General features: G+C 60.5%; 10 protein-coding genes. 9 read left to right on the forward strand and 1 reads right to left on the reverse strand.

The annotated features are described in order from the left end of the window. The first annotated feature begins 65 nt into the window (after window positions 1-65). The 9 genes from ASG55_RS15300 (at window position 66) to ASG55_RS15340 (ending at window position 11,087) form a co-directional block, all read left to right on the forward strand. The gene (locus ASG55_RS15300; RefSeq protein ID WP_039758123.1) at window positions 66-797 is read left to right on the forward strand and encodes a response regulator; all 732 of its coding nucleotides are present in this window, start codon (window positions 66-68) and stop codon (window positions 795-797) included. Further along, complete coding sequence (locus ASG55_RS15305) at window positions 787-2,256, forward strand: ATP-binding protein (protein ID WP_056787959.1); 1,470 nt, start codon at window positions 787-789, stop codon at window positions 2,254-2,256. Before ASG55_RS15300 ends, ASG55_RS15305 begins: the two co-directional genes overlap by 11 nt. Window positions 2,257-2,562: 306 nt before the next feature. Further along, a complete protein-coding gene (locus ASG55_RS15310) occupies window positions 2,563-3,822 on the forward strand; it encodes a D-mannose isomerase (protein ID WP_056787962.1) in 1,260 nt (419 codons plus the stop codon). A 118-nt stretch (window positions 3,823-3,940) separates the two neighbouring features. Beyond that, window positions 3,941-5,242, forward strand: a complete 1,302-nt coding sequence (locus ASG55_RS15315; RefSeq protein WP_024014061.1) for an ABC transporter substrate-binding protein — start codon at window positions 3,941-3,943, stop codon at window positions 5,240-5,242. A 214-nt stretch (window positions 5,243-5,456) separates the two neighbouring features. Continuing rightward, the gene (locus ASG55_RS15320) at window positions 5,457-6,365 is read left to right on the forward strand and encodes a carbohydrate ABC transporter permease (RefSeq protein ID WP_016773533.1); all 909 of its coding nucleotides are present in this window, start codon (window positions 5,457-5,459) and stop codon (window positions 6,363-6,365) included. After that, window positions 6,358-7,203 (forward strand): carbohydrate ABC transporter permease, encoded by an 846-nt coding sequence (locus ASG55_RS15325; protein WP_039758116.1) that lies wholly within the window; start codon window positions 6,358-6,360, stop codon window positions 7,201-7,203. Before ASG55_RS15320 ends, ASG55_RS15325 begins: the two co-directional genes overlap by 8 nt. 2 nt (window positions 7,204-7,205) lie before the next feature. Continuing rightward, a complete protein-coding gene (locus ASG55_RS15330) occupies window positions 7,206-8,366 on the forward strand; it encodes an ABC transporter ATP-binding protein (protein ID WP_041479770.1) in 1,161 nt (386 codons plus the stop codon). Window positions 8,367-8,559: 193 nt separating this feature from the next. Beyond that, window positions 8,560-9,909, forward strand: coding sequence for a carbohydrate porin (locus tag ASG55_RS15335; RefSeq protein ID WP_016773536.1), 1,350 nt, complete (start codon window positions 8,560-8,562; stop codon window positions 9,907-9,909). A gap of 323 nt (window positions 9,910-10,232) precedes the next feature. Continuing rightward, complete coding sequence (locus ASG55_RS15340; RefSeq protein WP_039758108.1) at window positions 10,233-11,087, forward strand: D-hexose-6-phosphate mutarotase; 855 nt, start codon at window positions 10,233-10,235, stop codon at window positions 11,085-11,087. A gap of 207 nt (window positions 11,088-11,294) precedes the next feature. On the opposite strand, the gene ASG55_RS15345 is transcribed toward ASG55_RS15340, so the two are convergent. Further along, entirely contained in the window at window positions 11,295-12,155 is an 861-nt protein-coding gene (locus ASG55_RS15345) for a MurR/RpiR family transcriptional regulator (RefSeq protein WP_169842436.1), read from the reverse strand. Between the last annotated feature and the right edge of the window lie 37 nt (window positions 12,156-12,192).

A 12,192-nucleotide genomic window follows, 5' to 3' on the forward strand; every position in this document is an offset into this window, starting at 1 on the left:
AGTGTCTGTTAGTTTGATGCTTAAGGCATAATCCGCCCAACTCCAACAACAAGGATGCCTTCGAAGTGAGCTCAGTCAACAAGTCGATATTGTTGGTCGATGACGACCAGGAAATACGCGAGTTGCTGGAAACCTACCTGACCCGCGCAGGGTTCCAGGTGCGGGCCACCGCCGATGGTGCCGGTTTTCGTCAGGCGCTCAACGAGGCGCCGAGCGATCTGGTGATCCTCGATGTCATGCTGCCCGACGAAGACGGCTTCAGCCTGTGCCGTTGGGTACGCCAGCACCCGCGTCAGGCACAGGTGCCAATCATCATGCTGACTGCCAGTTCCGACGAAGCCGACCGCGTGATCGGTCTGGAGCTCGGCGCCGACGATTACCTCGGCAAACCGTTCAGCCCGCGCGAACTGCAAGCGCGGATCAAGGCCCTGCTGCGCCGCGCACAGTTCGCCCACGAACGCAGCGGCAGCGAAGTGCTGGCCTTCGACGACTGGCGCCTGGACACGGTCAGCCATCGGCTGTTCCACACTGACGGCGAGGAAGTGATCCTTTCCGGCGCCGATTTCGCTCTGCTGAAACTGTTCCTCGATCATCCGCAGCAAATCCTCGACCGCGACACCATCGGCAACGCCACCCGTGGCCGCGATCTGATGCCGCTCGATCGCATCGTCGACATGGCCGTCAGCCGTTTGCGCCAACGCTTGCGCGACACCGAAAAACCGCCACGGTTGATCCGCACCGTGCGCGGCAGCGGCTATCAGTTGGCAGCCAATGTGGTTGCCGGCAATGCTCACTGAGTCGCTGCGCAAATTCGCCAGTCGCATACCGGTGCCGCGCTCGCTGCTCGGGCGGATGCTGCTGCTGACTCTGCTGGCGGTGCTGTTCGCGCAGACGCTGTCGAGCGTGATCTGGGTGTCGCAACTGCGCGCCACCCAGCTCGAAGGCCTGGTCACCAGTGCCCGCAGCCTGGCGCATTCGATGACCGCCAGCGTCAGCTATTTCCGTTCCCTGCCAGTGGCCTATCGACCGCTGGTGCTCGATCAATTGCGCAGCATGGGCGGCACCCGGTTTGTCGTGACGCTGAACGATAAGCCGCTGGGCATGGACGTGCTGCCGGTGACGCCGCGCAAGGCTGCGGTGATGCAAGCGGTGGACGAAGTGCTGCGCCAGTCTCTGGGCCATGACACGGATATTTCGGTGACCTTCGTCAGCCCCGAAGACCTGCGGATTTTCAACGCAGGTTTGAAACTTGATGAATTGCCGCGCTCTTGGGCGCACTACGCGTTGACGCTTGAACCGGTGAATCCGCCGGTGCTGGTCACGCAGATTCAAATGGCCCCGGGCGAATGGCTGTACATCGCCTCGTTGCTGCCCGAGCCGTATACCAGTCTCGAAGAACAAGGCCTGCCGGCGCAGCAGGTGTGGTTTATCGTCCTCACCAGCGGCTTTCTGTTGTTGTTCATCGGCCTGCTGGTGCACTGGCAGAGCCGGCCGCTCAAGCGTCTGGCGCGGGCAGCGCGGGATCTGTCGCTGGGCGCGGACGTCGAGCCAGTGGCGGAGGGCGGTGGCAGTGAAGTGGTCGAAGTTGGCCGGGCGTTCAACACCATGCGCGAACGCATCAGCCGTTACCTGACCGAACGCAGCCAGTTGTTCAGCGCGATTTCCCACGACCTGCGCACGCCGATCACCCGCCTGCGCTTGCGCGTCGAACTGCTCGAGGACGAACAGCTGCAAGCCAAGTTCGGCCGCGATCTGGATGAGCTGGAGTTGCTGGTCAAAGGCGCGCTGCAATGTGTCAAGGACACCGACATCCACGAGAACATCGAGCCGGTGGATCTCAATCATGTCCTCGATTGCCTGGTCGAGCCGTATCTCGCGCCGAACGGCAATGGCCGCGTCACTCAGCACGGCCGCGCGCTGTCGGCATACCCGGGCAAACCGCTGGCGCTCAAGCGCTGCATCGGCAACCTGATCGACAACGCCTTGAAGTACGGGCAGAACGCGCATCTGCACATCGATGACGATGACAGCGCGTTCGTTTTGCACGTCGACGATGAAGGGCCGGGTGTGCCGCAGCAGCGGCTGGAGCAAGTGTTCGAGCCGCACTTTCGCCTGGCGGGGCAGCAGCAGGGCTACGGATTGGGACTGGGCATTGCGCGCAACATCGCCCATAGCCATGGCGGCGAGGTGACGTTGCAGAACCTGCGTGAGGGCGGGTTGCGGGTGACGTTGCAGTTGCCTCGGTCTGTGGATTAGCCCCGAAAAGCCCCTCACCCTAGCCCTCTCCCAGAGGGAGAGGGGACCGATTGGGGGATGCTGCTGAGGTGCGCTGACCTGTAAATGCGGTGGTGAATCCATAATCGCCAATATTTTTCAGGTCGACGGAGGACGCAAGACACCTCGGTCGGCCCCCTCTCCCTCCGGGAGAGGGTTGGGGTGAGGGTGCTTTTGCTCTTCTCTTTTGTCACGAGCCAGTGACAAACCCCGCCCCCTTCGTTACAAGCCCGCCCTGGCCCGTTGTTTAGACTGCCCGCAGTCCTAACAACAAAAAAGGGTCACGCCATGGACACCTTTCACCCAGACTTCAGCAGTTGGCTGAACGCCCCTGCCCACCAGCAATGGCTAGCCGCCGAAGGCCTGCGTCTGCTGGATTTCGCCAAGGCATCACGACTGCCCGAAGGCTTCGGCAACCTCGACGAACGCGGCCGTTTGCCGGCGAACGCACGAGCCGAAACCATGAACACCGCGCGCATGACCCACAGCTTCGCCATGGCGCACATTCAGGGGTTGCCGGGGTTTGCCGAGCTGGTCGACCACGGTATCGCCGCGTTGCGCGGGCCGCTGCGTGATGCGCTGCATGGCGGCTGGTTTGCGGTTGCCCAGCATCGTGACGACAACACCGGCAAGAACGCCTATCTGCACGCCTTTGTCGCACTCGCCGCCAGCTCCGCCGCGGTCGCGCAACGGCCCGGCGCCCAAGCTTTGCTCGATGACGCAATCGACATCATCGACACTTATTTCTGGAGCGAAGAAGAGGGCGCCATGCGCGAATTCTTCAACCGCGACTGGAGCGAAGAAGAAGCCTATCGCGGCGCCAACAGCAACATGCACGCGACCGAAGCATTCCTCGCGCTGGCCGATGTCACCGAAGATCCGCGCTGGCTGATACGCGCCCAGCGCATCGTCGAACGAGTGATCCATGGCCACGCTGCAGCCAACGATTACATGGTCATCGAACACTTCGATCGCGATTGGCAACCGCTGCGCGAATACAACCGCGACAATCCGGCTGACGGTTTCCGTCCTTACGGCACCACGCCGGGCCATGGTTTCGAATGGGCGCGCTTGCTGTTGCACCTCGAGGCCGCTCGGGTGAAGGCCGGCATGCTCACGCCGGGCTGGCTGGCCCTGGATGCGCAAAAACTCTTCGAAAACAATTGCCGCCACGGCTGGAATGTCGATGGCGCGCCGGGCATCGTCTACACCCTCGACTGGGATAACCAGGTCGTCGTTCGCCATCGCCTGCACTGGACGCACGCCGAAGCCAGCGCCGCCGCCAGCGCCTTGCTCAAACGCACCGGCGACGCGCAATACGAAGCCTGGTACCGACTGTTCTGGGAATTCTGTGAGACGAATTTCATCGACCGTTGCAACGGCAGCTGGTACCACGAACTCAATCCGCAGAATGTGCCGAGTGCCGATATCTGGCCGGGCAAGCCCGATCTGTATCACGCCTGGCAGGCTGTGCTGATTCCACGATTGCCGCTGGCGCCAACCATGGCCACGGCTTTGGCGCAGTCGTCCCGGCCTGTTGCTGTGTAACCATGTCGTGACATTTACGCGTCCCTTCGTTACCTGCGAAGCGAAACGCTCTGTTTAAACTCCGTGCAGCGCAAGCACCAGACTTGCAATGCATAACAACAAGAAAGGTACATCTCGAATGAATGCGATTTCTCGCCTCGCTACTGTCATTTCTGTCGCCTCCCTGTTCCCGCTCGCAATCCTGCCGCTCAGTGTCTCCGCTGCCGATTCCAAAGGTTCGGTCGAAGTCGTGCACTGGTGGACTTCCGGTGGCGAAAAAGCCGCTGTCGATGTGCTCAAGGCCCAAGTCGAAAAAGACGGTTTCACCTGGAAGGACGGCGCTGTTGCCGGTGGTGGCGGTGCGACTGCCATGACCGTGCTGAAAAGCCGTGCCGTTGCCGGCAACCCGCCAGGCGTAGCGCAGATCAAAGGCCCGGACATCCAGGAATGGGCGTCGACCGGCCTGCTCGACACCGACGTTTTGAAAGACGTCGCCAAGTCGGAAAAGTGGGACAGCCTGCTCGACAAGAAAGTCTCCGATACCGTGAAGTACGACGGTGATTACGTGGCCGTGCCGGTGAACATTCACCGCGTGAACTGGCTGTGGATCAACCCGGAAGTCTTCAAGAAAGCCGGCATCACCAAGAATCCAACCACCCTCGAAGAGTTCTACGCGGCCGGCGACAAGCTGAAAGCGGCGGGCTTCATTCCGCTCGCTCACGGCGGTCAGCCTTGGCAGGACAGCACCGTGTTCGAAGCCGTGGTGCTCTCGGTCATGGGCGTGGATGGCTACAAGAAAGCCCTGGTCGATCTCGACAACAAAGCGCTGACCGGCCCGGAAATGGTCAAGGCGCTCACTGAGCTGAAGAAAGTCGCGACCTACATGGACGCGGACGGCAAAGGCCAGGACTGGAACCTCGAAGCGGCCAAGGTCATCAACGGCAAGGCCGGCATGCAGATCATGGGTGACTGGGCCAAGTCCGAATGGACCGCCGCCAAGAAAGTCGCCGGCAAGGACTACGAGTGCGTAGCGTTCCCGGGCACCGACAAGGCGTTCACCTACAATATCGACTCGCTGGCCGTGTTCAAGCAGAAGGACGCAGGCACTGCGGCCGGTCAGCAGGACATCGCCAAAGTCGTGCTGGGTGAGAACTTCCAGAAAGTCTTCAGCATCAACAAAGGCTCGATCCCGGTGCGCAACGACATGTTGAACAACATGGACAAGCTCGGCTTCGATTCCTGCGCGCAGACCGCTGCCAAGGACTTCCTCGCGGACGCCAAGTCCGGCGGCCTGCAACCAAGCATGGCGCACAACATGGCGACCACGCTGGCGGTGCAGGGCGCGTTCTTTGACGTAGTCACCAACTACATCAACGACCCGAAAGCCGACCCGGCCGATGCGGCGAAGAAACTCGGCGCGGCAGTTCAGTCGGCCAAGTAATGCTTGGCCCCTGTAGGAGTGAGCCTTTGTGGTGAGGGGATTCATCCCCGATGGGTTGCGAAGCGACCCCGGAAAGTTGCAGCGGTGCAGTGTCTGAAATACCGCATGTAATGATTTCGCGACTGCTGCGCAGTCGATCGGGGATAAATCCCCTCGCCACAGGGCTCACTCCTGCAAGGGAATGCTTTCGTAAACCCTTATTGTGGATTTCCCCATGAGTTCTGTTGCTGTGTTCAGCAAGGCCTCGCCGTTCGATGCATTGCAGCGCTGGCTACCGAAACTGGTGCTGGCGCCGAGCATGTTCATCGTGCTGGTGGGCTTCTATGGCTACATCCTGTGGACGTTCATTCTGTCGTTCACCACCTCGACCTTCCTGCCCAACTACAAGTGGGCCGGTCTGGCGCAATACGCGCGGTTGTTCGACAACGATCGCTGGTGGGTGGCGAGCAAGAACCTCGCCGTGTTCGGCGGCATGTTCATCGGCATTACCCTGGTGATCGGCGTGTTGCTGGCGGTGTTCCTCGACCAGCGCATCCGTCGCGAAGGCTTTATCCGCACCATTTACCTGTACCCGATGGCGCTCTCGATGATCGTCACCGGTACCGCATGGAAATGGCTGCTCAACCCGGGCATGGGCCTGGACAAATTGTTGCGTGACTGGGGCTGGGAAGGCTTCCGTCTGGACTGGCTGATCGACCCCGATCGCGTGGTCTACTGCCTGGTGATCGCCGCTGTGTGGCAAGCCTCGGGCTTCATCATGGCGATGTTCCTCGCCGGCCTGCGTGGCGTCGATCAATCGATCATCCGTGCCGCGCAGATCGACGGCGCGAGCATGCCGCGCATCTACTGGAAAGTCGTGCTGCCAAGCCTGCGTCCGGTGTTCTTCAGTGCGGTGATGATCCTCGCGCACATCGCGATCAAGAGCTTCGACCTGGTTGCGGCAATGACCGCCGGTGGTCCGGGTTATTCCTCCGACCTGCCAGCGATGTTCATGTATTCCTTCACCTTCAGTCGCGGCCAGATGGGCATGGGCTCGGCCAGTGCGATTCTGATGCTCGGTGCGATCCTCGCGATCATCGTGCCTTACCTGTATTCCGAGCTGAGGACCAAGCGTCATGACTAGTCTTGCTGCCAAACCCGCTATCAGCTTGAGCCGCATCGCAATCTACGCGGTGCTGATCCTTGCGGTGTTTCTGTATCTGGTGCCGCTGGTGGTGATGTTGCTGACCAGCTTCAAGACCCCGGAAGACATCAGCACCGGCAACCTGCTGAGCTGGCCGACCGTGGTCAGCGGCATCGGCTGGGTCAAGGCCTGGGCCACGGTTGACGGCTACTTCTGGAACTCGATCAAGATCACCGTACCGGCCGTCATCATCTCCACCGCGATCGGTGCGTTGAACGGTTACGTGCTGTCGATGTGGCGCTTCCGTGGTTCGCAGTTGTTCTTCGGTCTGCTGCTGTTCGGCTGCTTCCTGCCGTTCCAGACCGTGCTGCTGCCGGCCTCGTTCACCCTCGGCAAGATGGGCCTGGCGAGCACCACCACCGGCCTGGTCTTCGTTCACGTGGTTTACGGTCTGGCGTTCACCACACTGTTCTTCCGCAACTACTACGTGAGCATTCCCGATGCGCTGGTCAAGGCTGCGCGTCTGGATGGCGCGGGTTTCTTCACGATTTTCCGCCGCATCATTCTGCCGATGTCGACGCCGATCATCATGGTCTGCCTGATCTGGCAGTTCACCCAGATCTGGAACGACTTCCTGTTCGGTGTGGTGTTCTCCAGCGGTGATTCGCAACCGATCACCGTGGCGCTGAACAACCTGGTCAACACCAGCACCGGCGCCAAGGAATACAACGTGGATATGGCAGCGGCGATGATCGCCGGCCTGCCGACCCTGCTGGTCTATGTGGTCGCAGGCAAGTATTTCGTGCGCGGGCTGACGGCCGGCGCGGTCAAGGGGTAATCATGGCTACGCTTGAACTTCGCAACGTAAACAAGACCTACGGGGCCGGCCTGCCGGACACCCTGAAGAACATCGAACTGTCGATCAAGGACGGTGAATTCCTGATCCTCGTCGGCCCGTCGGGCTGCGGCAAATCGACCTTGATGAACTGCATCGCCGGTCTGGAAACCATCACCGGCGGCGCGATCATGATCGGTGATCAGGACGTCAGCGGCATGAGCCCCAAGGATCGCGACATCGCCATGGTGTTCCAGTCCTATGCGCTGTACCCGACCATGAGCGTGCGCGAGAACATCGAGTTCGGCCTGAAAATCCGCAAGATGCCGCAGGCAGCGATCGACGAAGAAGTCGCCCGTGTCGCCAAGCTGTTGCAGATCGAACACCTGCTCAATCGCAAGCCGGGCCAGCTCTCCGGTGGTCAGCAACAGCGCGTGGCGATGGGCCGTGCCTTGGCGCGGCGGCCGAAGATCTACCTGTTCGACGAACCGCTGTCGAACCTCGACGCCAAGCTGCGCGTCGAGATGCGCACCGAAATGAAACTGATGCACCAGCGTCTGAAAACCACCACGGTCTACGTGACCCACGACCAGATCGAAGCGATGACTTTGGGCGACAAGGTCGCGGTGATGAAGGACGGCATCATCCAGCAGTTCGGTACGCCGAAAGACATCTACAACGACCCGGCCAACCTGTTCGTCGCAAGCTTCATCGGTTCGCCGCCGATGAACTTCATCCCCCTGCGTTTGCAGCGCAAGGACGGTCGCCTGCTGGCGCTGCTCGACAGCGGTCAGGCGCGTTGCGAATTGCCGATGAGCATGCAGGACGCCGGCCTCGAAGACCGCGAAGTGATCCTCGGCCTGCGCCCGGAGCAGATTGTTCTGGCGAATGGCGAGGGCAATGGTCTGCCGAGCATCCGTGCCGAAGTGCAGGTCACTGAACCGACCGGTCCGGACACGTTGGTGTTCGTCAATCTGAATGACACCAAGGTCTGCTGCCGACTGGCGCCGGACGTGGCACCGCAAGTGGGCGAAAGCCTGACGCTGCAGTTCGATCCATCGAAAGTGTTGTTGTTCGACGCCAATACCGGCGAGCGTCTGGGCGTTGCGGGCCAGGTGCAGACAGAGACCCGGTCGGCGAATGTGGCGCAGTTCAAAGGCCGCTGAAGTACAAAATGTGGGAGCGAGCCTGCTCGCGAAAGCGGTCTGACATCCAGCATTGATGTCGCCTGATACACCGCATTCGCGAGCAGGCTCGCTCCCACAGGGGGCAAGCAGTGCCCGGCCTGTCGAGCACTGCACTTTATGTAAACCGCGTTAGATAAAAACAGTTAATAACAATAAAGACGAGGATGTAGGGATGAAAAAGAAACACGTCAATGCCCGGTTGATCTGCCAGGTTTCAGCGGCAGCTGCACTGGTGCTGGCCGGTAATGCAATGGCGGCGGATGCGTTCAGCTCCGACTCCAAGTGGATGACCGGCGACTGGGGCGGCGAGCGCACCAAGCTGATCGAGCAGGGTATCGACATCAAGGCCGACTACGTTGGCGAGATGGGCGCCAACCTGAACGGCGGTTACAACGACGACAAGACTGCGCGTTATGCCGACCAGTTCGGTCTGGGCGTGGCCCTCGACCTGCAGAAGCTGTGGGGCTGGGACAACACCCAGGCGAAGATCCAGCTGACCAATCGTAACGGCTACAACATCTCCAACGACCGCGTTGGCGATCCGCGTGCCGGCACCCTCAGCTCCTCGCAGGAAGTCTACGGCCGTGGCCACATGGTGCGTCTGACCCAACTGTGGATTCAGCACCAGTTCTTCGACAACAAACTCGACGTCAAGGCCGGTTACTTCGGCGAAGGCGAAGACTTCAACACCTTCCCGTGCGACTTCCAGAACCTGGCGTTCTGCGGTTCGCAAGTGGGTAACTGGGCGACCAACATCTGGTACAACTGGCCCGTCAGCCAGGCCGCGATCCGTGTGAAGTACAACATCAACGACGAGCTCTACGCGCAGATCGGTGCGTACAACCAGAACCCGTCGCAACTGGAACACGGCAACGGCTTCAAGCTCAGCGGCAGCGGCACCAAAGGTACCGTGCTGCCGGTTGAATTGGTCTGGTCGCCGAAGGTCAACAGCCTGCCGGGCGAATACCGCGTCGGTTACTACAAGAGCACGGCCGATGCCGACGACGTTCGCGAAGACGTCAACGGTCTCGATGCGGCAACCACCGGTGATGACTACAAGTCGCACAACAGCAAAAGCGGTTACTGGTTCGTTGCGCAACAGCAACTCACCAGCCACAACGGTGATGCGACTCGCGGTCTGAACATCGCTGCCAACGCGACTTTCCACGACAAGGACACCAACTTCATCGACAACTACCAGTCGGTGATGTTTGTCTACAAAGGCCCGTTCGATGCGCGTCCGAAAGATGACATCGGTATCGGCGCGGCGCGTATCCACGTCAACAAGGATGTCAAGCGCAACGCTGAACTGCTGAACGCTGCCAACGGTGTCTCCGATTACGACAACGCCGCGTTCTCGCCGATTCGTGAAACCGAATACAACTACGAGCTCAACTACGGCATCCATGTCACCAACTGGCTGACCGTGCGTCCCAACCTGCAATACATCACCCATCCGGGCGGTGTGGATGAAGTCGATAACGCTTTGGTCGCTGGCCTGAAAATTCAGTCAACGTTCTGACGCGTCTGCGATAAGCTCCTCTCTATGTGCGCATTTTGCGGACAGCCCAGGCTGTCCGCTTTTTTTTGTGACACAGGTCAGATGTGTTGCTTGATGATTTTTTGTGGCTGGAGAGCTTTTTGTGGCGAGGGGATTTAGCGAAACGTCGCACCGCCCCGCTGGGCTGCGAAGCGGCCCCAAAACCATCCACTGAGGTGTATCAGCGAGAGGCCGTTTTCCAGGTTTGCGACTGCTTCGCAGTCGAACGGGGATAAATCCCCTCGCCACAGTATTCAAGGGTCACAAAGGTAATTGTACCCCCATGATTTTCAGGACCGTAGCCAATGCATGAGCATCCGCTGCAACGCTTCTTCAAATCCCTGCGCGAGCGACCGGTGTTCGCCTGGGAGCGCTATCAGATGCGCGACGTGTTGGTGATCGATCATCCGCTGTGTCAGGCGGTGTTCAGTCGACAGGGTGCGCAGTTGCTGCACTTTCAGCCGCGTGGGCAGAAGCCGTGGTTGTGGTGCGCGGCGAAGTGGCCGCATGTCGGCGCGATTCGCGGTGGCGTGCCGGTGTGCTGGCCGTGGTATGGCCGTCATCCGAGCGAAAACGCCTGGCCATCCCATGGATGGGCGCGATTGCTCGACTGGAAACTGCTCGACAGCAGCAGCGCCGAGGATGGCGTGCGCCTGCACTGGCAATTACAGCTGTGCGATTGGCAGGTCGACCTGCACGCGCATCTGGGCGAACGCATGGAATTACGCCTGAGCACCGAGCATCAGGACGACATGCCGTGCCAGTTGAGCCAGGCTTTGCACGCTTACTGGCGTATTGGTGATGTCGGTGAGATAGCGCTGTCTGGGCTCGAAGGCGCTCAGGGTTATGACCAGTTGAATCGTCAGGTTTGCCAGCAGGAGGGTGAATTGCGCGTTGATGGCGGCTGTCAGCGGGTGTTTCAGCATGACGGCGAATTGCAGCTCAAGGATCACGCCTGGCAGCGCGAGTTGTGCATTGATACCGGTGACAGTGGCGACACCGTCGTCTGGCATCCCGGCGCGCGGCCGTTACTGGGGGTAAGTTGGGACGAGATTTCCGAATTCGTCTGCGTGGAAGCAGCGGCGGGCGGCACGGACAGCCTGCACCTGGCGCCGGGGGAGAAGGCGCATTTGAGTTTGCAGGCGTGGGCGGCGGCTTAGTGCGTCAAGTACACCGATACCCTCACCCTAGCCCTCTCCCAGAGGGAGAGGGGACCGAATGGGGGATGCTCAAGAATTACGCCGACGTGAAAGTGCAGTTCTGAATCCATAATCGACTGGATATTTCAGGTCGATGTACCGCGCAAGACACCTCGGTCGGCTCCCTCTCCCTCCGGGAGAGGGCTGGGGTGAGGGGGCTTTTGATCTTTAGTTGAATTCATCCCCAACCGGATACCGGCTCGCATTCAAGCTCTCTTTGATCTTGCGCAGATGCGGCTGGAAATCCACGCCACGGCGCAGGGTCATTCCCGTTGCCAGCACATCCAGCACGGTCAACTGAATGATCCGCGAGGTCATCGGCATATAAATGTCGGTGTCTTCCGGCAGTGGAATGTTCAGGCTCAGGGTACTGGCTTTGGCCAGCGGTGAATTCTCCGCTGTCAGGCCCAAAACCGAAGCACCGTTCTCCCGGGCGATTCGCGCCACTTCCACCAGTTCGCGGGTACGCCCGGTGTAGGAAATGATCACGAACAGCTCGCCGGTGTGCGCCACCGAGGCAATCATCCGCTGCATCAGCACATCGGCGTGGGCAGTGACGGCGAGGTTGAAGCGGAAGAACTTGTGCTGCGCATCCAGCGCCACCGGGGCCGAAGCGCCGAGGCCGAAGAAGTGGATCTGCCGGGCCTGGATCAACAGGTCGACGGCGCGGCTGATCAGGTTCGGGTCGAGCGCCTGGCAAGCACTGTCCAGGGAAGCGATGGCGCTGCCGAAAATCTTCTGCGTGTAAGCCTCGGGATTGTCGTCGGCCTCGACCGCGCGGCTGACATACGCCGCACCACTGGCCAGGCTCTGCGCCAATTGCAGCTTGAGTTCGGGGTAGCCGCTGACACCGAACGAGCGGCAGAAACGGTTGACCGTCGGTTCGCTCACCGAGGCGGCCTGGGCGAGGGCGGCGATGCTGAAGCGGGTGGCCTGCTGCGGGTTGAGCAGAATCACCTCGGCGACCTTACGTTCGGCCTTGTTCAGCTCTTCAAGGCGACTCTGGATCTGTTCCAGTAAATTTCGCACGCGGTCCATATGGAATTCCTGATTCACCGACGCAGAG

The organism is Pseudomonas sp. Leaf434, from assembly GCF_001425545.1.
In the GTDB taxonomy this organism is placed as follows: Bacteria; Pseudomonadota; Gammaproteobacteria; order Pseudomonadales; family Pseudomonadaceae; genus Aquipseudomonas; species Aquipseudomonas siliginis.